We start from the raw sequence: 22,714 nt of genomic DNA, 5'->3' as shown, positions 1-22,714 counted from the left end.
GTCATCCTTGTGGTGCCGGGGCACCCAGCGCCTGCATGAGCGCGCTGGCGGTGCTGCGCATGTCGGCGGGTGTCGAGGCATCATTGGCGACCGATTGCAAAGCGGTGATGGCTTCCGCACGGTGGCCCAGTCGCAGGTCCAGCAAGGCAAGGTATTGTAAGGCGAGGGGACGCCAGGGGCTGTCATCGGCCGAGAGCGGCCCGAGGCGGGCCTGGATCAGCGATGGCTCGGCGGTGTCGAGTTCATGCGAGGCCCAGCCCATGACCGCGACCTGGCGCAGCACCGGGTTGATCCCGGCATTATCCATCAGCGGCTGCCAAATCGCATCCGCTTGGGGACGCTGGCCCGATTCGGCGAGAAGGCTCGCTTCATTCAGGCGGGCGAGGGTGGCGTAGCCGGCGGGCGATGTCGCCGCGACCTTCGCAAAACTCGCGGCAATGGTTTGCCTTTGGCTGGCCGAACCCTGGCGGCCCGCGCTGTCGAGCACGGCCAGGAATGCGGAGCCGGCGCGGGCATTCTGTTGCGCCCGGTGCCAGGTCCAGGCCTGCCAGGCCGCCACGGCGATCACCACGAGAACCACAAGGCCCAGAAGCGCCACGGCATAGCGACGCGCGAAACGCGCAACGCGTTCTGCCCTCAGATCTTCATCGACCTCGTCGAAGATATCGACCACGCTACCCCCAGGTTCAAACGGGGCCGGACCATAGCCGTGGCATCGGGCCAGAGCAAACGGGGCCGTGATCGCCGCTGGTGGAGAAGACGATGCCCAAGACGGCGCCCAATACCGCCTATGATTTCACGCTGACGACCCTGGCTGGCGTGCCCTATCCCCTGGGCGCGTTGCGGGGGCACCCGCTTCTGATCGTCAACACGGCGTCCCAATGCGGGTTCACGCCGCAATATGCCGGGCTGGAGGCGCTGTCAGGGCGCGCGCCCGCGGGCCTCGTCGTCATCGGGGTGCCGAGCAATGACTTCGGCAACCAGGAGCCGGGGGATGCGGCGGCGATCGGGGAATTCTGCCAGCGCAATTACGGTGTGAGCTTTCCGGTCATGGCCAAGGCTCATGTGAAGGGGCCGGACGCCCATCCGCTGTTTCGCTGGCTGGCGGCGGAAGGCGGGTTTCTCTCCCGCCCCCGTTGGAACTTCTACAAATACCTGATCGGGCCGGATGGCCGGCTCGCCGATTGGTTCGCGAGCCTGACCAAGCCCGAGTCCGACAAGATCGCCAAGGCGATCGCGACGCTGAAGCCGGGTGCTTAGAACGGGATCGTAAGTCCTCTGCCATTGTGCCGAGGCCGATTAGGCGCCCGAGCGTCGCTCGCGACGCCACTGCGCCGGGGTCGCCCCGGTTTGCCGCAAAAATTGGCGGCCGAGATGGCTTTGATCTGCAAATCCACACAGCAGTGCGATTTCAACCAGGGTCAGGGTCGTATCCTGTATGAGCGTCTTCGCGCGCGCGACCCGTCGGTGGAGGATCCACTGATGCGGCGTCATCCCAAGGGACGTGCGGAACGCCCGTGCAAAATAGCTCATCGAGATGCCGCACTCCGCCGCCATGACAATAATGGATGGATCGCCGGCCAGATTGGCTTCAATGAAGTCGCAGACGCGCCGGAGTTGCCAGGGGCTCAAGCCGCCTGAAACGCGATTCCCGCGCGGAGTGCCGCCATATGTATAGACGACGTGGTCGAAGGTCGCGAGGCCGATATACTCGACGAAGGCCGTGGTGACCTCGGAAGAATTTTCGATGGCGGGAAGGATGGTGCGGGCCAAGCTATAGAGAATGGCATCGTGCTGTCCAAAAACTTTGGAATGCAAGCCGCCGATGCGGCGGATACCCTTTTCATAGGCCATTTGATCGATGGCGGCCTGAGGGATGTGGAACCGAATATTATCGAATGTGCCGTCAAGACTGATCTCGGTCTTCGACGTCATATCGAAGAGATACGCCTCCTGCGGGGATTGCAGCACCGACTGAACCCGTCCGGCAAGGGACACACGTGAGAACCGCGTGGCCGTTAAAGACGCGCAGAATACAAACGCGTCCTCGCGCTCGGGTGGCGCGGAACTTTCGCGTCTCGGCTCCAAATTTCTGAAGCGGGAAAATGCAATTTGCGTGTTTCCCACCAGCTTCGCGGCGATGGTGGGTGGTGGCGGTATCTTGAACCTAGCGCTCAAGCCGTTCGCTATTCGATCAGCAAGCACGGCAGACGCCTCCTTCTATCGATTGCCAGAACGCGCGGCCGATCTGCCATCGGCGGCCATCAAAGCGTTAGAGGCAGATTTGTCCCAAACGATCCCCGTTTATTCCAGACTAGTTATGTTCCTATCCCTAGGCTGACGTCCGTCCAAGCGTTTTCAGCATGGCATTGCCGCCCGACGGACCGGAAGACCCATGGTCGGCCTGTTCGAGAGCCTGACCATCGCGAACCCTACGCAGCGAAAGGACCCTCAGATGTCGATGATGCTTCCAGGACTTTCCGTGCCGGACAGCAAGTTAGCCGAAGAGATCACCGAGCTTGTGCGGGATACAGCAGGCCCATTGCTGTTTCATCATTCCAGTCGGGTCTTCCATTTCGGCGCTCTTGCCGGATTGCGCCATGGCCTGAAGTTCGATGCGGAGCTTCTTTATGCGGGTGCCATGTTTCATGACATGGGTCTGACCCGTAAACACAGCAGTGTGGACGAACGGTTTGAGGTCGATGGCGCGAATGTCGCCCGCGACTTTCTCTTGGCACACCACATCGCGGCCTCCGACGTGGACCTGGTCTGGACCGCGATCGCGCTTCACACGACGCCCGGCATCCCCAAGCATATGCACCCGATCGTGGCTCTAGTGACAGCGGGTGTCGAGATGGATGTGCTTGGCCTTACGTATCATGAGTATAGCGATGCCGAGCGTGACGCGATCGTTAAGGCGCATCCGCGAACAGCCCATTTCAAGGAAGATATCATTCAGGCTTTCTACGACGGCATCAAATCCAAGCCTGACACGACCTTCGGCAATGTCAAAGCCGACGTCATCGCCGACAAGGAACCGCATTTTCATCGCGGTAATTTTTGTTCTGTCATCCGCCACTCGGCTTGGCCGAGCTAGGGTCACACGACTTCAACGCATCAGCCGGACAGCCCGGCTTGCATAGGAATTTCCTCGTGAAACAGTCTCTTTCCCTGGTCGCCGCTGCCGCAGCGACCATTCTGTCAGGCGCGCCCATGGCTGCGTTTGCAGCCGCGCCCATCCGCAACATCGTTCTGGTCCATGGCGCCTTCGCCGATGGCTCCGGCTGGAAGCCGGTCGCCGATATTCTGCGCAAGGACGGCTTTACGGTCAGCGTTGTTCAGGAGCCTGAGACATCCATCGCCGACGACGTGGCGGCCACTACGCGTATCCTCGATCGCCTGTCGGGTCCGGCCGTGCTGGTTGGCCACAGCTATGGTGGCGCGGTCATCACCGAAGCAGGGAACGACCCGCATGTTGCCAGCCTGGTCTATGTCGCGGCCTTCGCCCCTGACGAGGGCGAGAAGCTTGGGCCTTTGACGGGATCTATGCCGGCCGCCGCCAAAAGCATCGCCCCGACCGCAGACGGCTATCTTCTGGTCGATCCGGCCAAATTTCCGGCCGACTTCGCAGCGGATGTGCCGCTGGCCGAGGCGAAATTCATGGCGATCTCGCAGGTGCCGGTGAACGCTGCGGTGTTCGGGACACCCATCACCACACCGGCCTGGAAGTCCAAGCCCACCTTTGGCATCGTCGCGACGCAGGACCGGATGATCAATCCGAACCTGGAGCGCATGATGTACAAGCGCGCCCATGCCAAGGTTGTCGAGTTGAAGGGCAGTCACGCCATCTTCCTGTCGCAACCGCGCGCGGTCGCCAAGGTCATTGAAGACGCCGCCCACAGCGCCGAAAAATCCTCCTAGGTGGGATGGTGCACGAGGGGACGATGCGCCTCCTCCTGAGCCGGACGCGCTGGGCGATGGAGACAGCAACGCCTTCACGGATCACGTCGCAATCTGCTCTTTCGGTGACAGATAGGATGGGTCGTGCGCGAAGGGCATTGCGCGGCCTTCGCGCAACGCGTTCAAGACCTCGGCAAAGCCGGTGCTGCAACGAAAGCCGAGCCGTCGTTCGGCATGGCGCCAATCATAGACCCGACCGAGACTGGCGGGGAGCGTCCAGCCTCGCTTGGCATACAGCATCGGCGCATCTGGGAAATAGCGAGCGATCACGGCAGAGGCATCGCGCTTCAACTCCGATGCATCGGCGCGGTCAAAGGGTGTGGGTGCTGACAGGATAAAGGTCTCGAAGCCGAGCGCGGGCGCTCGCTCCAGCGCGACAATATGCGCATCAGCCGCATCCTCCACCGTCAGCCTTCGGTTGAGGAATTCATTGGCCTTGAGATTTTCGCCGGACGGCATGCGGTGCGTATCGTCATCCTCGGGAAAGAACCGCGCGGTTCGCAACACCACGCAGGACAGCCCGTGTTCGGCTGCATAAAGCCGGCACAGTCCTTCGGCCGCGAGCTTTGTGACACCGTAGATGTTGCGCGGAACGAGCGGTCCGCTCGCTTCGTCCAACCAAATCGCGGCCTCGCCAGATTCGTCTCTGATCGTCTGGCTGACCATCAGGGATGTGGTGGAGGTGAAGACGAAGCGATCGTGCCCAGCCGCCTTCGCGGCCGCCAGCAGGTTCAGAGTGCCAGTCACGTTGATGTCGATGAAGGCTTGAGGCGGATAGCGGACGATGTCTGGCTTATGCAGGGCGCCGGCGTGGATGACGGCCTCAATGCCTTGCTCAAAGGCCCGATCGACCGCGTTACGATCCCCCACCGAGCCAAGGATGTCCGTATCGGGACCGGGCGCCACATCCAGCCCCGTCACCTTGTGGCCGGCGGCGCGAAGCCTGGGCGCGAGAAAACGGCCGAGCCAGCCGGAGGAGCCCGTCAGGAGAATATGCATGTCCGTGAGGGTAGCGCTCTACCCGCCGAAGCGCACCAGCCGGCCGATCGGGTCGCCGAGCACCTCATCGTCGCGCATCACCGCCTCGCCCCGAATGATGGTCGCGACCGGCCAACCTGTGACTTCTGTGCCGATGAAGGGCGACCAGCCGCAGGGGCTCGCGATCCAGCTTTCCTCGATCCGACGCCGCCTGTTCATATCCACGAGCGTGAAGTCCGCGTCATAGCCACGCGCGATGCGCCCCTTGCCGCGCACGCCATAGACCCGCGCCGGGCCGGCGCACATCAGATCGGCGAGGCGCATCAGGGACAGGCGACCCGCCGAGACGTGATCCAGCATCAGGGGCACGATGGTCTGCACGCCCGTCAGCCCGGCGGCGCAGAGCGGCCAGTGCTTCTCCTTGGCCGCGCGGGAATGCGGCGCGTGGTCCGAACCCACGACATCCACCAGCCCATCGCGCACCGCCGCCCAGGCGGCGTCCATATGGCGGCGCTCGCGGATCGGCGGGTTCATCACCGCATAGGGGCCCAGGCGGTCATAGGCGTCCGGCGCCCACTGGGTGAGGTGATTGAGCAGCACCTCCACCGTCGCGATGTCGCGGTAGTCCTGCAGATAGTCCAGCTCCTCGGCGGTCGAGACATGCAGGATATGGGCGGGCCGGCCGGTGCGGCGGGCGAGGGCCATCAGCCGCCGGGTGCCGAGGAAGGCGGCCTCGACATCCCGCCACTCGGCATGGGTCGCATAGGGCATGCCCTCATGGAACAGGGGCTTGCGCTCCCGCAGGCGATACTCATCCTCGCTATGATAGGCGATGCGGCGGCGGCCGGTGCGCATCACCCGCTCCAGCGTTGCGTCATCCTCGATGAGCAGATCGCCGGTGCTGCTGCCGGCAAAGACCTTCACGGCGCAGACGCCGTCCTCCAGTTCCAGCGCGGCAAGATCGTCGATGGTCGGGCGCGCCGCGCCGACATAGAGGCCGAGGTCGCACCAGGACCGCGAGGCCGCAAAATCCTTCTTGGCCTGAAGCCGCTCGGCCGTGGTGATGGAGGGAGTGCCGTTCGGCATGTCGAAGACGGCGCACAAGCCGCCGAGCACAGCCGCACGGGTGCCGGAGGGGATGCTCTCGACATCGGCCTGGGCGGCGTCGCGCAGATGCGTATGGGCATCGATCAGTCCGGGCAGGACATGCAGGCCGGTTGCGTCGATCACTTCGCCCGCTTCGGCGGTGGCGGCGGGCGCGAGGGTGGAGACCACGCCGCGCGTGACGCCGATATCGGCGCGCTCCAGACCCCAGGGCAGCACCAGCGTGCCGTTGCGGATGATGAGATCGTAGAAGGGCGTCATCGGGAGGCTCCTGAGGCGTCGTGACAGCCAAGGACGGCTGTGGCCGAGATGCAAGATCCCGCTGACAGGACCCCTTTCATGGCAGAGGCTTGCCGCACGCGGCCACCTTAAACATTTGACACTTGTGGAACGTCTTCACACGCGGCGACTATGCATTATGGATATGAGCATCCCCACGCCCTGCGCGAATGGCGATGCCGCACCGACGATTGATCGAAGGGCGGCACAGCCGATCTTCGGCGCCATCGATCTTGGCACCAATAACTGCCGGCTGATGCTCGGCGTGCCCAGCAGCAACGGCTTTCGTGTGATCGAAAGCTTCAGCCGCTCCGTCGGCCTCGGCGAAGGCCTGGCCGAAACCGGCCAATTGGCCGAATGCGCCATGGACCGCGCCATGGACGCGCTCAAATCCTGCGCCACCCGCCTGTCCCGCTATCGCCTCACGGGCCTCACCGCTGTCGCGACCGAGGCCTGCCGTCGCGCCGGCAATGGGGCGGACTTCCTGGCGCGCGTCCGCACCCAGACCGGCCTCGATATCCGCATCATTTCGGGCCGCGAGGAAGCCGAGCTGACGCTGGAAAGCTGCACGCCCCTGCTGCGCAATGCCGGTTCGCGGGCGCTGGTCTTCGACATCGGTGGCGGTTCCACCGAAATCGCCTGGGTTCGGCTGGATGCCTGCGACGCTGCGCCCTGCCTGATCGGCTATGTGTCGTTGCCCTTCGGCGTCATGACCCTGGGCGCTTGCACGCCCCATTCCTGCTTCACGGAGGAGGGGTTCGACGCGATGGTCGAGACGGTCGAGGAACGGCTGTGGCAGTTCGAGGACATCCATCGCATCGGGCTGGAGATCAATCACTCCGGCGTCCGGCTGCTGGGCACCAGCGGCACCATCACCACGGTCGCGAGCGTGGCGCTTAAACTGCCCCGCTATCGCCGGCCGCTGGTGGACGGCATCCTGTTGCCAGGTGCGGAAGCTGATGACGCCGTGACGGCGCTGCGTGAAATGGGCCGCGCGGGCCTGGCGGCGCATCCCTGTATCGGGGAGGACCGCGCCGATTTCGTTTTGCCGGGCTGCGCCATTTTCGCGGCGATCCGGTCTGTTTGGCCGACGCCGGAGGTCGGCGTTGCCGATCGCGGCTTGCGCGAGGGGATGCTCCTGCGGCAGATGCGGGCTGGGCGCAGACGGGAGGCCCGCCGCGGTGGCGGATCCCTGTCTTCGCGATCCGTCGCCGCGTCACCCGCCGGCTGAAGAGGCACGACCATGGCCAAGGACACGAGCTCCATCGGGAGCGGGGGCGGTGGCCGTACTCTCACGGTCAAGCTCAAGAAGTCGGCCGGTCGCAGTGTCGCCTCGCAACGCTGGCTGACGCGGCAGTTGAACGACCCCTATGTCGCGGCCGCCCAGAAGGGCGGCTGGCGGTCGCGCGCCGCCTTTAAGCTCATCGAGTTGGATGACCGCTTCCATGTTCTGAAGAAGGGCATGCGCGTGCTCGATTTCGGCGCCGCCCCGGGCGGCTGGGTTCAGGTGGCGCTGGAACGTGGCGCCGGATCGGTCGTCGGCGTCGATCTGCTGGAGATCGAGCCCATTCCGCGCGCCCATCTCATCAAGGGCGATGCGACCGACCCCGAGGTCCAGAAACAGGCGCTGGAGCTGCTGGGCGGGCCGCCGGACATCCTGCTGTCGGATATGGCGCCGAACACCTCCGGCCATGCCGCGACCGACCATGTGCGCATCGTGGCCCTCGCGGAGATGGCCTTGGAACTCGCCTTCACCCTGTTGCCGCCGGGCGGTACCTTCGTGACCAAGCTGTTCCAGGGCGGCGCCGAGCAGCATCTGCTGGTGCCGATGAAGAAGCGCTTCGCCACGGTCCGCCATGCCAAGCCGCCCGCGAGCCGCAAGGAATCGAGCGAGCTTTACGTCGTCGCGACCGGATTCCGGGACTAGCTACTCCTCGGGCCGCGCGAGCAGGGACGCCAGCGCGCCGCGCGCGGTGGGCAAGGCGATCGTCGCATTCGGCGTCTGGGCGCGGAACGGTGCGCGCAGGTGTCGCACCACGCTGAAGGCGACGATGACGGCCCCGAGGCCGAAGACGACCGAGCCCAGGGCCTGGCCGATGAGCACACCCTCCGCCCCATAGCGCATGCCGTAATGGACGAAGGGGATGGTGCCTAAGGTCGCGCGGCCCCAGTTGAACAGCGTCGCCAGGCCCGGTCGGCCGAGATTGTTGAAGGCCGCGTTCGCCACGAACAGCGCGCCGTAGAACAGCAGGCTGCCGGCGACCCAGGTACAGAACAGATGCAGCAGGTCGGCCGCGATGCCATGGGAGTCGAAGGCGAGCGCGAGCAGGTTCTGCGTGGCCGCGAGGATCACCCAGGCGATCAGCACGGCGGTGATCATGAAGGTGAGGGCGGCGCGCAGCGTTTCCCGCACCCGGTCCGGCCGGCCGGCGCCGAGATTCTGCGCCATGATCGGGCCGACAGCACCGGTGAGGGCGAAGATCACCCCGAAGGCCACAGGCGTGATGCGGTCTATGGCCGCCTGCCCGGCGACGGCGGCCACACCGAATCCCGCCATGGCATGGGTCGCATAGGCGGAGCTCACGGGCGTCGCGAGATTGGTCAGGATCGCCGGCCCCGCCACACGCCCGACCTGCCGCAGGTCCGTGGCCGCCTGGCGAAACTGCGGCGGCCCGAGCAGGTCCTGGCGGAGGACATAGGTGAGGCCGAGGCCGGCGAGGATGACGCGCGACAGCACCGCGCTGATCGCCGCCCCGGTGAGGCCGAGATGGAGCCCGAAGATCAGCAAGGGGTCGAGGAAGGCGACCGCGACCGCCGCGAACAACGTCACGTTCATGGAGCGTTTGGCGGCGCCGATGGAGCGCAACAGCGCTGCGGAGCCCATGCCGATGGCGAGCAAAGGCAGCGAAGGCGAGGTGATGGCGAGGTAGTGCGCCGCCAGAGCCCGCGTATCCCCTTCCGCCCGCAGCAGGCCGAGCAGCGGTTCCCTCGCCAGCGCCGTCGCGATGCCGAGCACCAGTGCCGCCGCCGTCATGGCGATCAGGCTGATGGTGCCGATGCGCCGCGCATCGCTCAGGCGTTGCGCGCCGATGGCCGCTGACACGGTGGCGCCAACACCGATGGTCAGGCCGATGCAGATCGAGATCTGGAAGAAGCCGACCGCGCCGGCGAAACCGACGGCCGCCGCGATGGGCTTCTGGCCGAGCAGGGAAATGTAGAAGAAATTCAGCAGATCGACGCCGAAGACCGCAACCAGACCGATGGCGCTGGTCAGCGCCATGACCGTCACATGGCGCATGATCGACCCGGTGACGAAGCGCGCCGCCTGAGGGTGGTGGGCGCCGGGGGGCGCGGGCATCGCCATCAGGCAGTCCTTGACTATGGCCAGTGCGTAGGACGGAAGAGCGCAGCGTATTCCGCCACCCGACCGTCATGGCGCAATACGCTGCGCTCTTCCGCCCTACAAGCGAGGCTAGGCGAAAGCAGGTCAGGGTCGCGCCGGCTTCCTTGCGCTGCAGCAAAGGGCGGCGTATGCGGCACTGCCAAGGCCGCGCAGGAGTTGACGCCATGGCACTCGATGACATTTCCCCGGACGATTCGATCGAGCGCAAGCTCGATCTGCCACGCGGTGTCGTGGTGCGGCCGCCGATCGAGGAAGCCCTGGCTTTCGATGACGTCCTGCTGGTGCCCAATTACTCCCAGGTCTTGCCATCCACAGTCGCGACCATGACGCGCTTCACGCGCACGATCGGTCTGAACATTCCGCTCATCGCGGCGGCCATGGACACCGTCACCGAAGGCGCCATGGCCATCGCCATGGCCCAGCTCGGCGGCATCGGCGTCATCCACAAAAATCTCACCATCGAAGAACAGGCGGCCCAGGTGCGGCGCGTAAAGCGCTTCGAATCCGGCATGGTCGTCGATCCATTGACCATCCATCCGGACGAGACGCTTGCCGATGCCCGCGCCCTGATGGCGGCGCATCGCATCAGCGGTATTCCCGTGGTCGAGCGCGGCACCCGCAAGCTGGTCGGCATCCTCACCAACCGCGACGTGCGCTTCGTCACTGACCCCAGCGATCGCGTGTCCTCCCTGATGACGCATGACAGGTTGGTGACAGTGTCCGAGGGCGTGCAGCCGGACGAGGCGCGGGCGCTGCTGCATAAGCATCGCATTGAAAAGCTGCTCGTGGTGGATGCCCAATATCGCTGCGTCGGCCTCATCACCGTCAAGGACATGGACAAGGCCGAGGCCTATCCGCTGGCGAACAAGGATGAACTCGGCCGCCTGCGCGTGGCCGCCGCCACCGGCGTCGGGCCGGACGGGGAGGCGCGGGCGCGGGCGCTGATCGCCGCTGGTGTCGATGTCATCGTCGTCGATACCGCCCACGGCCATTCGGCCGGCGTGTTGCAGGCAGTGGAGAAGATCAAGTCGGGCTCGAATGCGGTCGAGGTCGTGGCCGGTAATGTCGCGACCCCGGACGGTGCCGAGGCGCTGATCGATTCCGGCGCGGATGGCGTGAAGATCGGCATCGGGCCGGGCAGCATCTGCACCACGCGCGTGGTGGCGGGCGTCGGTGTGCCGCAATTCTCGGCGGTGCTCGAAACCTCCGCCGCCTGCCGCGCCATGGGCGTGCCGGCGATTGCGGATGGCGGCATCCGCACCTCGGGCGATCTGGTCAAAGCGATCGCCGCCGGGGCCGATGCGGTGATGGTGGGCAGCCTGCTCGCAGGCACCGACGAAGCTCCGGGCGAGACGTTCCTGTATCAGGGCCGCAGCTACAAATCTTATCGCGGCATGGGCAGCATCGGCGCCATGGCGCGGGGCTCGGCCGACCGGTACTTCCAGCAGGACATCAAGGACCAGCTCAAGCTGGTGCCGGAAGGCATCGAAGGGCGCGTCGCCTATAAGGGTCCGGTCTCGGCCGTGGTGCATCAGCTCGTCGGCGGTTTGCGGGCCGGCATGGGCTATGCCGGCAGCCCCGATATCGGTGAATTGCAGCGCAATGCCCGCTTCCGCCGCATCACCGGCGCCGGTTTGCGTGAAAGCCACGTCCATGACGTGTCGATCACGCGTGAGGCGCCGAATTACCGCCAGGATTGATCGCAGCTTCCGTTTTGGCGTGCCTGACTGAACCGAAAGAAAATACGTGACCCCGAATGCCCGCCTTGCTGCCGCGATCGATCTTCTCCAGGCGATCGAGGCAGCGCCCCGCAAGCCGGCCGACGCGGTCGCGAATGACTATTTCCGTGCCCGGCGCTTCATCGGCGGCGGTGACCGGCGGGAAGTGTCCGATCAGGTCTGGTCGGTGCTGCGCCATCAGCGGCGGCTGTCCTGGTGGGTGGAACACGCCCAGGGCGTGCCCAGCCCGCGCATGACCATCGCGGCCCTGGCAGTGCTGACCGGCCGCCCCTCCTATCAGGTCGTGAACATGTATTCCGGCGGCCGCTATGCCCCGGAACCGATGACGTCCGAGGAGGAGGAGATTCTCCGTCGCCTGAACGACCATACGCTCGATCATCCGCAGATGCCGGATGCCGTACGCCTGGAAGTGCCGGACTGGATCATGCCCCTGCTGACCGAACGCTTCGGCCGGGACACGGATCGGGAGGTATCGGCCATGCTGGCGCCGGCGCCGCTCGACCTGCGGGTCAATCTGCTCAAGGGCGACCGCACCGGCGCCATCGCGGCCCTCGCCGCCGAAGGCATCGTGGCAGAGCCGACCACGCTGAGCCCCTGGGGCCTGCGCATCGCTGGCCGCCGCCCGGTCGTGACCGGGGAGGCGTTCAAGAGCGGCCTGGTGGAAATTCAGGATGAGGGCAGCCAGGTCGTGGCCCTGCTGGCCGATGCCCAACCCGGTATGCGCATCGCCGATTACTGCGCGGGCGCCGGCGGCAAGACCTTGGCGATGGCCATGACGATGGAGAATAAGGGCCAGATCCTGGCCGCCGATACCTCCGCCCATCGGCTCGACGGGGCGGTGCGCCGGCTGCGCCGCGCCGGCGTGCATAATGTCGAGCAGCATCTGCTGACGACCGGCGACAAATGGGCCAAGCGCCGCCGCGAGACCTTCGACCGCGTGCTGGTCGACGCGCCCTGCACCGGCACCGGCACCTGGCGGCGCAACCCCGACGCGCGGCTGCGCCTGACGCCGAGCGACCTGGAGCAGCTTGTGGAAAAGCAGGCCATCATCCTGCATGATGCCTCCCGCCTGCTGCGAAAGGGCGGGCAGTTGATCTATGCGACCTGCTCCCTTCTCAGACCGGAAAACGAGGATCAAGTGGCGCGCTTCCTGGCCGACCACCCCGATTTCACGCTCATCGACCATCCGCCCCATGCGCCCGCCGAGGCGGATATGGCGGGCGGCACCCTGCGGCTGACGCCCGCGCGCCATGGCACCGATGGCTTCTTCGCGGCGGTGATGGAGAAGCGGTGACGGCAATCCGCCCCGCCCGGTTTTCGGACGGAGCGGCGATGGCCGCCGTGCATGTCGCGGCCTGGCGCAGCGCCTATGCCGGCGTCTTGCCCGACCACAGCCTGACCGCGCTCTCCGCCCGCCGGCAGGAGGGCTATTACGGCCATATCATCCGCGCGGGCGAGATTGTGCATGTCGCTGTGCCGAGTGACGAGGAGGCCGAGGATGGCGCGCCCGACGTGCTCGGATTCGTCACGGCCAGCCGCGCACGCGGCACCGCCATCGCCGAGGGTGAGATCGAGACGCTGTATGTGCTGGATGATTGGCGGGACCGGGGGCTCGGCCGGGCGCTGATCACGGCCGCCGCGCGCGGCCTGGCCGAGGCCGGTTGCCGCAACGTTTTTGTTTGGGTGCTCAGCCGCAATCACAGCCGCTGGTTCTATGAGCGGCTGGGCGGCGTGCGGGCCATGGAGGGCAGCGTGAGCGTCGGCGGGGTGCAGCAGCCACAGACTGCGTTTATGTGGGATCCGATAGACCGTCTGACCGGCGTTTAAAGTCTTGCCTCGACTCTGTCGCTGCGGCATATCGCGACATGGCACAGATCACCGCAGACCGCGTTCTCATCCTCGATTTCGGTAGCCAATTCACGCAGCTCATTGCCCGCCGGGTGCGGGAGAGTGGCGTCTATTGCGAGATTTGGCCGTTCAACGTCGATCCCCAAAAAATCGCCGATTACGCCCCGCGCGGCATCATTCTGTCCGGCGGCCCGGCGAGCGTCACGGAAGACGTCGCGCCAAAAATCCCCGAGATCGTCTTCGAAATGGGCTTGCCGGTTTTGGGCATTTGCTACGGCCAGCAGGCGATGTGCGCGCAGCTCGGCGGCCTCGTCGAAGGTCATAACCATCGCGAATTCGGCCGCGCCTTCGTGGAGGTGACCGATACCTGCGCGCTCTTCGACGGCATTCCCGAAGGCTGGGCGATGGGCGCACGCGAGCAGGTCTGGATGAGCCATGGCGACCGGGTGACGCGCCTGCCGCCCGGCTTCCGGCCCGTGGGCACCAGTGACGGATCGCCCTTCGCGGCCATTGCCGATGACGAGCGGCGCTTTTACGGCGTGCAGTTCCATCTGGAGGTCGTACATACGCCGCATGGCGCGGCCATCCTGCGCAACTTCACCCATGCCATTGCCGGTTGCCGTGGCGACTGGACCATGGCCGGATTCAAGCAGGCGCAGATCGACGCCATCCGCGCCCAGGTCGGCAGCGGTCGGGTGATCTGCGGCCTGTCCGGCGGTGTCGATTCCGCCGTGGCGGCGGCGCTGATCCATGAGGCGATCGGCGACCAGCTGACTTGCATCTTCGTCGATCACGGCTTGCTGCGACTGAACGAGGCCGATGAGGTCGTGAAAGTTTTCCGTGACCGCTTCAACATCACGCTGGTGCATCGCGATGCCTCAGAGATGTTCCTGAGCGCGCTCGACGGCGTGTCGGACCCCGAGATCAAGCGCAAGACGATCGGCGGGCTGTTCATCGATGTTTTCGAGGAAGAGGCCGCGAAACTCGGCGGTGCGGATTTCCTGGCCCAGGGCACGCTGTATCCCGATGTGATCGAGAGTGTGAGCTTCACGGGTGGGCCTTCGGTGACGATCAAATCGCACCACAATGTCGGTGGCTTGCCGGCGCGCATGCGCATGAAGCTGGTGGAGCCGCTGCGCGAACTGTTCAAGGATGAAGTGCGGGTCTTGGGATTGGAGCTTGGTCTGCCGAAGTCTTTGATCGGGCGGCATCCGTTTCCGGGGCCAGGATTGGCGATTCGTATTCCCGGCGCGATTTCGCGGGAGAAGCTGGATTTGCTGCGGCGCGCGGATGCGATTTTCCTTGAGGAGCTGCGGCTGAACAATCTTTATGACGCCATCTGGCAGGCGTTTGCGGTGCTGTTGCCGGTGCGGACGGTGGGCGTGATGGGTGACGGGCGGACCTATGACCTCGCCTGCGCGCTGCGGGCGGTGACGAGCACCGATGGCATGACGGCGGATGTGTATCCGTTCGAGGTGACCTTCCTGTCGCGTGTGGCGAACAGGATCGTGAACGAGGTGCGGGGGATCAATCGGGTGACCTACGACATCACCAGCAAGCCGCCCGGGACGATTGAGTGGGAGTAGGGGGCTAAGACAAACAACCCGCGCGTTCCGCTGCGCCTATGAAAGGCGGAACAGCTTGCGGGCATTGCCATGGAATATCTTGTCCCGGTCTGCGTCACTGAGCGGGCTATTCTCGACGGCGGCGGTGAATTTCTCCGCCAGGGCCAGCGGATAGTCGGTTGCATACAGAATCCGGTCGGCACCGATCGCCAGCGTCGTGCCGATCAGCGAAACCGCCGAGACATTGCCGCTTGTCGTCACCATCATGTTCCGCGCGACATAATGGGAGATCGGCCGTTTCGGCGTCGTCGCGTGCATCTGCGTCCACATCTGATCGACGCGATCGAGATGGAAGGGAATCAGCTCCCCCATATGGCCGAGAATGAGGGTGAGATTGGGGAAGCGATCGAAGAGCCCGCTGAAGATGAGCCGAAGCGCATGCAGGCCCGTGTCTGCACCCCAGCCCCAGCCGGGTCCGGCGAGGCCAGGATGACCCTCATAGGCCTTGGCGGCTTCGGCCGTTAAAACACCGGGGTGTAAGTAGATCGGCACATCGAGCGCGGCGACCGCTTCCCAAAAGGGCAGGAATTTTGGAAGATCGAGGTAGTCGCCCTGAGTTTGGCCATTGATCAAAGCGCCTGCGAAGCCGGGCAGCGTCATGCACCGCCGTAGTTCGGCAATCGACGCCGGAACATCCTGCATGGCGAGCGTCGCCCAGCCCATGAAGCGGTCAGGATGGGCGGAAATCCGTTCCGCCAGAAAATCGTTCATGCGTTGCGCCATCATGACCGCGCGTGCGCTATCAAGATCAAGCTGGGGACTGCTGCCATTGTAATAGGACAGAATGGCGACCTCGATGCCCAGCGCATCCATATCCGCCAGACGCGCCGCATCGACATCGGTCAATTGCGCCATGACCGCCGTCATGGCCGCACTGCCGAAGTGATCATGCGGCCCGGCCAGCATCCGGAAATAGGGATCTTGGTCAGGGTCGAGGAAATGTTCCTCCAGGGCGATTTTCCGTCTCTCAGCCATTGTCGTCTCTCGTGCCATCGAATATATTAATTTCGGAGTTAATTAATATATTGCTGAGTGTCAAGAGAGTGCCTTTGCCCCTATCCAGTGAAAGGCCCACCGTTCCATGTCCCGAGCCGGTGGGTGGCAGGCGGCGTCGCCCCGGCCGGCCTGCCGGCCGAGCGGACACCCGCGCGCTGTTGATGGATGCCGCTCTGGTGTTGTTTGCCCAACAGGGCATCCCGAACACGACCCTCCGCATGATTGCGGAGCAGGTGGGTCTGACTCCCGCGATGGCGCATTACCACTTCAAGAGCCGGGAGCAATTGATTGACGCGCTGGCCGAGGAACGTCTTCTGCCGATCTGCATTCGCATCGATGAGACGCTCGACGCCGAGGATGATCCTCCGATGGCAGTGATCTCCAGAATGGTGGAGCGCCTTCTTGAGGCCATGGCGGAATGCCCTTGGTGGGCGTCGCTCTGGGTGCGTGAAATCCTCAGCGAAGGCGGGCATTTGACGGAGCGCGTGCACACCCGACTGGGCGGGGCGGGGCGCCGCAAATGGGCCAAGCGGGTGGCGGCATGGCAGCGGCAGGGATTGATGAACGCGGATGTGGAGGCGGATCTCGTCTTCATCACCATTATGGGTCTCACGCTCTTGCCGCTTGCCGCAGGGTGGAACCGATCTGAGCCCGCCGCCCGCGACCGACTTGCGACGCATGTCATGACGCTTCTGGGCAGAGGATTGTTCTGACTGAAGGTTCACGCCGCCCATCCTTGCGTCGATCAGACGATCGTCGATCGATTACGGCTCCTTCTTGAACACATCCTTGAAGATGAGCTTGCCCCAAACGCCGCCGCTGGCGTGCACCAGCGCGCCACCCTCGTTGAACTTTCCCAGCGCGACGGGTGCGAACCCGAGTTGTTTGGCCAAGGCCGCCACGGGAGCGGTCGCGTCCTCGTCGTCGCTCGATAGAAAGACGACCCGGTGGCCGCCTGCGACGACAGGATCGGTCGCCAGGGTGGCTGCAATCAGGTGATTGAAAGCTTTCACGACCTTCGCGCCGGGGAACGCCTGCGCGACGAAGGCGGAAGACGGCAGACCGTCCAGCGCCTCAAGGGGAACTAACGTATTCATCGCGTCGATGACCGTCTTGCCGTTCCAGCTCGGCAGGGCCTTCGCAACCGCGCGATGCTCGTCGAACGGAACCGCCAGTATGATCGTGTCGGCCTCGACTGCATCCCGCAGCGACGCGGCGACGACGCTGGGTCCAATCGCGCGCGCCAGCGACGCCCACGCCTCGGGCGGCCGGCGGCTCGCGACGGTCACGTCGATGTTTTGACGGGCGAAGGCATGGGCGAGCGCCTGGCCTATCTTACCGAATCCTATAATCGCATAGCTCATCATGTGTCTCCGATGTCGTGTTGATCGTGAGTCCCCGGCCTGCACCGGCGCTGGGTCATCCGTTCCGCTGTGCCGCGATTCCGGTGCGACGTCAGATCGCCGAGAAGCCCCCGTCGACAGACAATTCCACCCCATTCACGAAGCTCGAATCGTCTGAAGCCAGAAACAGCGCGACCGCCGCAATTTCCTCAGGACGACCCATCGTTCCCCGTGGGATCAGCGATTCGAACATGCGCTTCGCCTCCTCGGTCAGAACTTGGTCCTGCATCGGTGTGGCGATCGGCCCCGGGCTCAGCACGTTCACCCGAATGTTCCTGCCCTTCAGTTCGTTGAGCCAGGTGCGTGCGAATGAGCGCAACGCCGCCTTGCTCGCGGCATACACGCCGTAACCAGGAAAACCTTTCACCGAAGCCACTGACCCGGTCATGAAGATCGATCCGCCCTCGTTGAACAGCGGCAACGCCTTCTGAACCGTGAACAGCGTGCCGCGCGTATTCAGGTCGAAGGTCGCATCGAAATGCTGCTCGGTAATCTCGCCGAGTGGGACGGCTTCGCCCATGCCAGCGCTTGCGTACAGGACGTCGATCCTGCCCTTTTCCCGCTTGGCCGTGTCGAACAGACGGTCGAGGTCTGCCAGATTGGCCGCGTCACCGCGCACGCCGGTCACGTTCCGGCCAATCAGTTGGATGGCCTCGTCGAGCGCCTCCTGCCTCCGGCCCGTGATGAACACATAGGCGCCTTCTTCAACGAACCGTTTGGCGCTGGCCAGCGCCATGCCGCTCGATCCACCCGTGATGACGGCGACCTTACCCTCAAGCTTTCCCATGACTTTTCCTTTCGTCGTGTTGGACAGCGCTTTTCTGTCCCCGAGACCCTGGAAATGCGTCCGCCGGCGTCAGGCGTCGAGTGCGGAGGCGCGCACATCCGTGGTGCGAAATCGATCCGGCCGGGAGACCGACGCCAGCCCCGACGATGGGCGTCCGTCGCGCGGGATTGGGCTGTTCTGCGGGCACAGGCTATGATCGCCTCCCCCATGAGAGAGGATGTTTGATGGTATTGGGCCTAGGGTTTGGAAGGCGCACCCGGCGGTGCCGGATTGCACCATGATCGACTGGGATGACGTGCGCTACTTTCTGGCCGTCGCGCGCGAAGGCTCGGTGCGTGCTGCCGCCGAACGCCTCGGTGTGAACCACGCGACCGTGCTGCGACGCATTGCCCAGTTCGAGGAACGCCTCGGGGTGCAGATGTTCGAAAAGCGGCCTTCGGGCTACCGCCTGACAGCTGCGGGCGAGGAGGTGCTGGAGTTCGCGGAGCAGATGAAAGCGTCGTCGCACTTGCTGGAGACGCGCGTCTTCGGGCGCGACCAAAGCGTGCGCGGGCTTTTGCGCGTGACGTTGACAGCACCCCTCGCGACACACCTGCTGATGCCGGACTTCGCCGATTTCGCGCGTCTCCATCCGGACATCGAAATGGAAATCCTGTCGTCTGGCGAGCTGGCAAATCTGACCAACCGCGACGCCGACGTCGCGATCCGCGTCGTCTATGACCGCAAGACCCTGCCGCTCAATCTTCACGGTCTGAAGGGGCCGGAGTTGTTCGGCGGCGTCTATATGTCCCGCGACCGACTGGCTGCATGGCGTGCGGGCGCGTCTGATCCCATGCGGTGGATCGTCATCAGCCTGCATGGCATTCCGGATTGGGCCAGCGCGGGTGAGATTCGGATCACCGGGGTTCCATTCAGGGTCACCGACGCGGCGGCCGAGATCGCGGCTGTACGGCAAGGGCTCGGGATGACGACGCTGCCGTGCTTCGTCGGCGATGCCGACCCCCTGCTGGTGAGGGTGCCGGGCACCGACCTGCATCTGTACGGAACGCTCTGGCTTCTCACGCAGGGGGAGACACGCAAGACGAAGCGCGTGCGGCTGTTCACGGAGTTCGTATCCCGCAGGCTCGCCGCCTACGCGTCGCTTCTCGCGGGGCTGTCTATCTCTACGCCATGAGCGATTTTGGACCGCTGACGAAGGGATTTTCCCGAAGATAAAACCGCAGGAGGCGGTCGGCCTCCTTCGAAATGCCGATGCGGATGCTCTGCCCGATTTCGCCGGATGCGTGATCATCGGACCCGAGCCAAAACGGACCCTCTTGGCAAAGATCGAGCCCATCACATGCACGATCGATGCGCAGAGCGGCAGTGAGCCGACCTGGTCCGCGCGCCAGATCACGCGGGCGCGTGATGCCGCGATTGTCTTTCATGATCGCGATGCCGTCGAGCGGTTCGAGCGCTCGGATGAGAACGCCGGCGCCGACCCCGGCGATTTCGCTTGAGACATTGAGCATGTTGGAAATGCCATAGGCGACGTAAATATAGGCGTGCCCGGGTGCCAGAAACAGCGCGCGATTGCGCGGGGTCATGCCCCGATAGGCGTGCCCGGCGGCATCCCCCACGACATAGGCCTCGGTCTCCACGATACGACCGCTCACGACGCCTTCCGGCAGCCTGCGGAGCACCACGCGGCCGATCAGAAAGCGGGCGAGGGATGTGGTATCGATCGGCAGGTCCGAGCGCGCGAGCGGGCGGATGGGCATGTTATGGCGTTTCGATTTGCTCGACCCATTGCGCGCGTGACGGCCCCGGCGCGAAGGGATCGGCGAAATACTGGGTCTCGCGGGCGACCTTGCCCTCGCGGAACTCCATGATGCTCACGGTGTAGGACGGCCGCCCGTCATAGGTGAGGATATATTCGGTGACCCAAAGCGCGCCGGCGCCGATGATCCGGCGGATGGCGAAGCGTTTCCGGTTCGGCTGCGCGGCGCGCGACGCCTGGATGTTCCGTCGCCCGCGCAGGCGCTCGCCGGATTGCGGGTATTCGAGCAGCGCGTCCTCGCGATAGATCACGTGCTCGCCCTCGAAGTCGTCCGCGTCGGACGCGGCCCAGTGGCGATCCAGAGCGGCGCGAATGTCTTGGTCGTCCATGGCGGAACCTCCGGGGGGTGGGGGTAAGGCGGTGTACCATGCGCTAGCTCGGCCAGACGATCTGAAGGCAGTTTATCGATTAGATCGCTGGGCATTACGGCGCAAACCTAAGAGCGAGAATGGCAAATAGGGAACATTACGGCCGAGAATTTGAGATGACGTCCCGCCAAAGCCTTCGTCGCTAGTCGTCGACTAGAAGGCGGCCAAAGACTAAGGGCACAAACTGATAACTCAGCCTTCCCAATAAAAATCAACGTATTCAACGGCGCGTCCGTTTTTTCGCTCCAAAACGGTAATCGGCCCAGGTTAAAGGGTTGCGAAGCCGTATTGACTGCTCCACATTTCAAAGTCGTCGATTCGCTTGGAGCAATGATGAGCGCCACATCTGCACTAGCTAAACGTACTGCCCCCGGTCAATATCTCGGTTATGCACTCCAACCTGTGCGCCTTTGCTACAATCTACTAACGTGTCCTCCAGGCTCGTCAGTGTCTCTCGAGACCGTAGAGGACGTAGCGATTCATCTGCCTACTGGGCACGTTATTCTAGAGCAGATGAAGAGTGCTTCCTCTCATAACCCTCTATCTGATTGGGCGCCCGATTTTTGGAAGACGGTTGGTCACTGGGTGAGTAGCGGCGCCGCCGCTGATCCGAATTACTGTTTTCGCTTCTACGTGACCCCATTGAAGGCAGGTGGCCTACCTCAGCTGCTAGGCAACGCTTCTACCAAGCAGGAGATTGACGATGCAGTCGCGGCAGTTAAGACAGCGTTGGCTTCACTCAAGAAGAAGTTGCCCGGCTGCCTGCCGCATTTGAATCTCTTCTTGAAAATGTCGGATGCAGATAAGGTTTCGTTCGTCAAGCGGCTTACAGTCATCAATGAGCTGGACCCGATAGCGAGTGTGCGGAATCGGTTGGGCATAGCCTTTGAACCGACGGTTCTCCAGATTATCTGCGAGGCCTCTATAGGCTTTGCGAAAGAGGAAGGCGATGCGCTGCTTCGTTTGCAGCAACCTGGCATGATTGCTGCAGACAAGTTTCTTACGAAGGTCCGAGCCTATGCGCAGAAAGTTAACTTGCCAGGCCTTTTGGTGTCGGTCGCCGACACTCCGGGACAAGAGGAGCTTTCCACTTGGTTTTGGAAGCGGCCAACATTCATCCGACAGTTGGAGCTGATCAACGCGACACGAGATGAAAGTATTCGAGCGATAAGCGATTTTCTACGTGCATCTTCAGACAAGGTCAGTTGGGCAGAAAAGGGTCACGTATTCAAGAAGAGCTTCGACGAGATGGATGACCACTTGATTGCTAGTTGCGGTGCCATCAGTGGAGAGGTTAATCTGACACATGCTCAGCACCAGCCTGCACAGCGAGGACGGATTGTGTATCTCCGTTGCACACGAATTCAGGCTCCCATCGAAGGGCGCACGGTGCCTGGTCATTTTGTTCATGGCTGTTTGAACGAATTGGCCGATCGATCAATCCTCGGCTGGCATCCTGACTACGATACAATGCTAGGTTAGGCTTATATGTCAGGCATAAGTTTACGTGACGACTTCAGATCGCACCGGCCTCTCACAGGACTAGAAATAGTTCAGAACCCAGCGCTTGGTGCATACGCTATTTGGCAGTTTGGCCTCGGATATCAAGCGGAGGATCAAAGTCCTGTGCCGATTCCCTTGGCCTTCCTTGTTTTGCCTCTGCTTCTGCATCGTACAACCCTGGACCTAATTATCTCAACGCAGAAGCGATCAGGATTGACACTGTTTGCAGCTAAGCTTGGCGAAGATCGAGAGGATCTTCTCGCCGTCCATAATCGAGCCTTGGTGCTTCGGACGCTCACGCTGAGGTCCATTGGGTTTGCGGTGAACGCGGGTCTCGCTACAATTACTTACTCGAATGCGACGTTGCGCGCTAACACGCCGACGCAAAAGATGAGAAAGCCCTTCATCCCTGAGCGCATAAAGGGCTTCTCAGGTGCTGCAGAGAAGGTTGGATGCTGGTTCAAGTTGATGAATTTAACTCAGATTTCGTCAACTCTTCGGGTCGATTTCTAATGCTCTTTCAGCTGCGCAAACTCATTCTCTGGCCGAAATCTGACCGCAGCCCAAGGATCATCGAATTTACGCCAGGTAAAGTGAACGTTATCAGTGGCGCTTCTAAGACCGGGAAATCCGCGGTCATTCCAATCGTCGATTATTGTCTTGGGTCCAACAAATGCTCGATCCCAGTAGGCGTGATACGTGAAACTTGTGGATGGTTTGGGATCGTTGTCGATACGCTTGAGGGTCAAAAGCTGATCGCCCGGCGAGAACCCGGTGATCAACAGAAAACAGCGGATATGGTGCTCATTGAAGCCCCACTTGTCGATGTGCCGGAGCGCATACTCGAGAAAATACGAACGTAGAGTACGTCAAGCTCCTGCTTGACCGCTTATCCGGCCTCA

The 22,714-nt window shown here is 63.5% G+C and carries 24 protein-coding genes; 14 read left to right on the top strand and 10 right to left on the bottom strand.

From position 1 onward, the window contains the following. Position 1: 1 nt before the first annotated feature. Entirely contained in the window at positions 2-673 is a 672-nt protein-coding gene (locus QP803_RS09355) for a tetratricopeptide repeat protein (RefSeq protein ID WP_284947496.1), read from the bottom strand. A gap of 89 nt (positions 674-762) precedes the next feature. Between QP803_RS09355 and QP803_RS09350 the strand changes: the two genes are divergently transcribed. Then, the gene (locus QP803_RS09350; RefSeq protein WP_284947495.1) at positions 763-1,260 is read left to right on the top strand and encodes a glutathione peroxidase; all 498 of its coding nucleotides are present in this window, start codon (positions 763-765) and stop codon (positions 1,258-1,260) included. A 39-nt stretch (positions 1,261-1,299) separates the two neighbouring features. Here QP803_RS09350 and QP803_RS09345 read toward each other — a convergent pair whose 3' ends face one another. Beyond that, positions 1,300-2,205, bottom strand: coding sequence for an AraC family transcriptional regulator (locus QP803_RS09345; protein ID WP_284947494.1), 906 nt, complete (start codon positions 2,203-2,205; stop codon positions 1,300-1,302). A 250-nt stretch (positions 2,206-2,455) separates the two neighbouring features. On the opposite strand from QP803_RS09345, the gene QP803_RS09340 reads away from it, so the two are divergent. After that, on the top strand, positions 2,456-3,097 hold the full coding sequence (locus tag QP803_RS09340) for an HD domain-containing protein (RefSeq protein ID WP_284947493.1): 642 nt from the start codon (positions 2,456-2,458) through the stop codon (positions 3,095-3,097). A 56-nt stretch (positions 3,098-3,153) separates the two neighbouring features. Beyond that, positions 3,154-3,921 (top strand): alpha/beta fold hydrolase, encoded by a 768-nt coding sequence (locus tag QP803_RS09335; RefSeq protein WP_284947492.1) that lies wholly within the window; start codon positions 3,154-3,156, stop codon positions 3,919-3,921. An 81-nt stretch (positions 3,922-4,002) separates the two neighbouring features. Here QP803_RS09335 and QP803_RS09330 read toward each other — a convergent pair whose 3' ends face one another. Beyond that, the gene (locus QP803_RS09330; RefSeq protein WP_284947491.1) at positions 4,003-4,959 is read right to left on the bottom strand and encodes an NAD-dependent epimerase/dehydratase family protein; all 957 of its coding nucleotides are present in this window, start codon (positions 4,957-4,959) and stop codon (positions 4,003-4,005) included. Between the two features lie 18 nt (positions 4,960-4,977). Continuing rightward, positions 4,978-6,303: a dihydroorotase gene (locus QP803_RS09325; RefSeq protein ID WP_284947490.1), complete on the bottom strand. Its 1,326-nt coding sequence runs from the start codon at positions 6,301-6,303 to the stop codon at positions 4,978-4,980. A 163-nt stretch (positions 6,304-6,466) separates the two neighbouring features. On the opposite strand from QP803_RS09325, the gene QP803_RS09320 reads away from it, so the two are divergent. After that, positions 6,467-7,552 (top strand): Ppx/GppA phosphatase family protein, encoded by a 1,086-nt coding sequence (locus tag QP803_RS09320; RefSeq protein WP_284947489.1) that lies wholly within the window; start codon positions 6,467-6,469, stop codon positions 7,550-7,552. Positions 7,553-7,564: 12 nt separating this feature from the next. Next, the gene (locus QP803_RS09315) at positions 7,565-8,248 is read left to right on the top strand and encodes an RlmE family RNA methyltransferase (protein WP_284947488.1); all 684 of its coding nucleotides are present in this window, start codon (positions 7,565-7,567) and stop codon (positions 8,246-8,248) included. Here QP803_RS09315 and QP803_RS09310 read toward each other — a convergent pair whose 3' ends face one another. After that, a complete protein-coding gene (locus QP803_RS09310; protein ID WP_284947487.1) occupies positions 8,249-9,685 on the bottom strand; it encodes an MATE family efflux transporter in 1,437 nt (478 codons plus the stop codon). It abuts the gene before it with no gap. A 203-nt stretch (positions 9,686-9,888) separates the two neighbouring features. Here QP803_RS09310 and guaB point away from each other — a divergent pair, with 203 nt between their 5' ends. From guaB to guaA, 4 genes are read left to right on the top strand one after another with little or no spacing between them, the layout of a single operon-like run. Continuing rightward, a complete protein-coding gene (gene guaB / locus QP803_RS09305) occupies positions 9,889-11,424 on the top strand; it encodes an IMP dehydrogenase (protein WP_284947486.1) in 1,536 nt (511 codons plus the stop codon). 46 nt (positions 11,425-11,470) lie between these two features. Beyond that, positions 11,471-12,757, top strand: coding sequence for an RsmB/NOP family class I SAM-dependent RNA methyltransferase (locus tag QP803_RS09300; protein WP_284947485.1), 1,287 nt, complete (start codon positions 11,471-11,473; stop codon positions 12,755-12,757). Beyond that, positions 12,754-13,290, top strand: a complete 537-nt coding sequence (locus QP803_RS09295) for a GNAT family N-acetyltransferase (RefSeq protein WP_284947484.1) — start codon at positions 12,754-12,756, stop codon at positions 13,288-13,290. Before QP803_RS09300 ends, QP803_RS09295 begins: the two co-directional genes overlap by 4 nt. 38 nt (positions 13,291-13,328) lie before the next feature. After that, complete coding sequence (gene guaA / locus QP803_RS09290; protein ID WP_284947483.1) at positions 13,329-14,897, top strand: glutamine-hydrolyzing GMP synthase; 1,569 nt, start codon at positions 13,329-13,331, stop codon at positions 14,895-14,897. Positions 14,898-14,933: 36 nt separating this feature from the next. Here guaA and QP803_RS09285 read toward each other — a convergent pair whose 3' ends face one another. Beyond that, the gene (locus tag QP803_RS09285) at positions 14,934-15,911 is read right to left on the bottom strand and encodes an amidohydrolase family protein (RefSeq protein WP_284947482.1); all 978 of its coding nucleotides are present in this window, start codon (positions 15,909-15,911) and stop codon (positions 14,934-14,936) included. A gap of 182 nt (positions 15,912-16,093) precedes the next feature. On the opposite strand from QP803_RS09285, the gene QP803_RS09280 reads away from it, so the two are divergent. Further along, positions 16,094-16,645 (top strand): TetR/AcrR family transcriptional regulator, encoded by a 552-nt coding sequence (locus QP803_RS09280; RefSeq protein ID WP_284947866.1) that lies wholly within the window; start codon positions 16,094-16,096, stop codon positions 16,643-16,645. Between the two features lie 51 nt (positions 16,646-16,696). On the opposite strand, the gene QP803_RS09275 is transcribed toward QP803_RS09280, so the two are convergent. Beyond that, the gene (locus QP803_RS09275) at positions 16,697-17,299 is read right to left on the bottom strand and encodes an NADPH-dependent F420 reductase (RefSeq protein ID WP_284947481.1); all 603 of its coding nucleotides are present in this window, start codon (positions 17,297-17,299) and stop codon (positions 16,697-16,699) included. 88 nt (positions 17,300-17,387) lie between these two features. Next, the gene (locus QP803_RS09270) at positions 17,388-18,122 is read right to left on the bottom strand and encodes an SDR family NAD(P)-dependent oxidoreductase (RefSeq protein ID WP_284947480.1); all 735 of its coding nucleotides are present in this window, start codon (positions 18,120-18,122) and stop codon (positions 17,388-17,390) included. Positions 18,123-18,399: 277 nt separating this feature from the next. Here QP803_RS09270 and QP803_RS09265 point away from each other — a divergent pair, with 277 nt between their 5' ends. Then, entirely contained in the window at positions 18,400-19,296 is an 897-nt protein-coding gene (locus QP803_RS09265) for a LysR family transcriptional regulator (RefSeq protein ID WP_284947479.1), read from the top strand. On the opposite strand, the gene QP803_RS09260 is transcribed toward QP803_RS09265, so the two are convergent. Both QP803_RS09260 and QP803_RS09255 read right to left on the bottom strand, forming a co-directional pair. Continuing rightward, entirely contained in the window at positions 19,286-19,882 is a 597-nt protein-coding gene (locus QP803_RS09260) for a DNA-3-methyladenine glycosylase (protein ID WP_284947478.1), read from the bottom strand. The genes QP803_RS09265 and QP803_RS09260 overlap by 11 nt on opposite strands. A 1-nt stretch (position 19,883) precedes the next feature. After that, positions 19,884-20,270 carry a nuclear transport factor 2 family protein gene (locus tag QP803_RS09255; RefSeq protein WP_284947477.1) on the bottom strand — a complete coding sequence of 129 codons (387 nt, stop codon included), beginning with the start codon at positions 20,268-20,270 and terminating at the stop codon, positions 19,884-19,886. A gap of 486 nt (positions 20,271-20,756) precedes the next feature. On the opposite strand from QP803_RS09255, the gene QP803_RS09250 reads away from it, so the two are divergent. From QP803_RS09250 to QP803_RS09245, 3 genes are read left to right on the top strand one after another with little or no spacing between them, the layout of a single operon-like run. Further along, entirely contained in the window at positions 20,757-21,791 is a 1,035-nt protein-coding gene (locus QP803_RS09250; RefSeq protein WP_284947476.1) for an ABC-three component system protein, read from the top strand. 6 nt (positions 21,792-21,797) lie between these two features. Continuing rightward, entirely contained in the window at positions 21,798-22,325 is a 528-nt protein-coding gene (locus QP803_RS23995; protein WP_350356075.1) for a three component ABC system middle component, read from the top strand. Continuing rightward, positions 22,265-22,675: a hypothetical protein gene (locus QP803_RS09245; RefSeq protein WP_284947475.1), complete on the top strand. Its 411-nt coding sequence runs from the start codon at positions 22,265-22,267 to the stop codon at positions 22,673-22,675. The genes QP803_RS23995 and QP803_RS09245 overlap by 61 nt, the downstream gene beginning before the upstream one ends. Positions 22,676-22,714: the final 39 nt, after the last annotated feature.

This window comes from Acidisoma sp. PAMC 29798 (assembly GCF_030252425.1).
Lineage (GTDB): Bacteria > Pseudomonadota > Alphaproteobacteria > Acetobacterales > Acetobacteraceae > Acidisoma > Acidisoma cladoniae.
This window is presented reverse-complemented; position numbering and strand designations above follow the sequence as displayed.

Coding starts and splice junctions, on each gene's coding strand:
- QP803_RS09350 (WP_284947495.1), top strand. CDS start 763: ATGCCCAAGACGGCGCCCAATACCGCCTATGATTTCACGCTGACGACC.
- QP803_RS09320 (WP_284947489.1), top strand. CDS start 6,467: ATGAGCATCCCCACGCCCTGCGCGAATGGCGATGCCGCACCGACGATT.
- QP803_RS09340 (WP_284947493.1), top strand. CDS start 2,456: ATGTCGATGATGCTTCCAGGACTTTCCGTGCCGGACAGCAAGTTAGCC.
- guaA (WP_284947483.1), top strand. CDS start 13,329: ATGGCACAGATCACCGCAGACCGCGTTCTCATCCTCGATTTCGGTAGC.
- QP803_RS09310 (WP_284947487.1), bottom strand. CDS start 9,685: ATGGCGATGCCCGCGCCCCCCGGCGCCCACCACCCTCAGGCGGCGCGC.
- QP803_RS09260 (WP_284947478.1), bottom strand. CDS start 19,882: ATGCCCATCCGCCCGCTCGCGCGCTCGGACCTGCCGATCGATACCACA.
- QP803_RS09270 (WP_284947480.1), bottom strand. CDS start 18,122: ATGGGAAAGCTTGAGGGTAAGGTCGCCGTCATCACGGGTGGATCGAGC.
- QP803_RS09275 (WP_284947481.1), bottom strand. CDS start 17,299: ATGATGAGCTATGCGATTATAGGATTCGGTAAGATAGGCCAGGCGCTC.
- QP803_RS09315 (WP_284947488.1), top strand. CDS start 7,565: ATGGCCAAGGACACGAGCTCCATCGGGAGCGGGGGCGGTGGCCGTACT.
- QP803_RS09325 (WP_284947490.1), bottom strand. CDS start 6,303: ATGACGCCCTTCTACGATCTCATCATCCGCAACGGCACGCTGGTGCTG.
- QP803_RS09280 (WP_284947866.1), top strand. CDS start 16,094: ATGGATGCCGCTCTGGTGTTGTTTGCCCAACAGGGCATCCCGAACACG.
- QP803_RS09330 (WP_284947491.1), bottom strand. CDS start 4,959: ATGCATATTCTCCTGACGGGCTCCTCCGGCTGGCTCGGCCGTTTTCTC.
- QP803_RS09285 (WP_284947482.1), bottom strand. CDS start 15,911: ATGGCTGAGAGACGGAAAATCGCCCTGGAGGAACATTTCCTCGACCCT.
- QP803_RS09245 (WP_284947475.1), top strand. CDS start 22,265: ATGCTGGTTCAAGTTGATGAATTTAACTCAGATTTCGTCAACTCTTCG.
- QP803_RS09255 (WP_284947477.1), bottom strand. CDS start 20,270: ATGGACGACCAAGACATTCGCGCCGCTCTGGATCGCCACTGGGCCGCG.
- QP803_RS23995 (WP_350356075.1), top strand. CDS start 21,798: ATGTCAGGCATAAGTTTACGTGACGACTTCAGATCGCACCGGCCTCTC.
- QP803_RS09265 (WP_284947479.1), top strand. CDS start 18,400: ATGATCGACTGGGATGACGTGCGCTACTTTCTGGCCGTCGCGCGCGAA.
- guaB (WP_284947486.1), top strand. CDS start 9,889: ATGGCACTCGATGACATTTCCCCGGACGATTCGATCGAGCGCAAGCTC.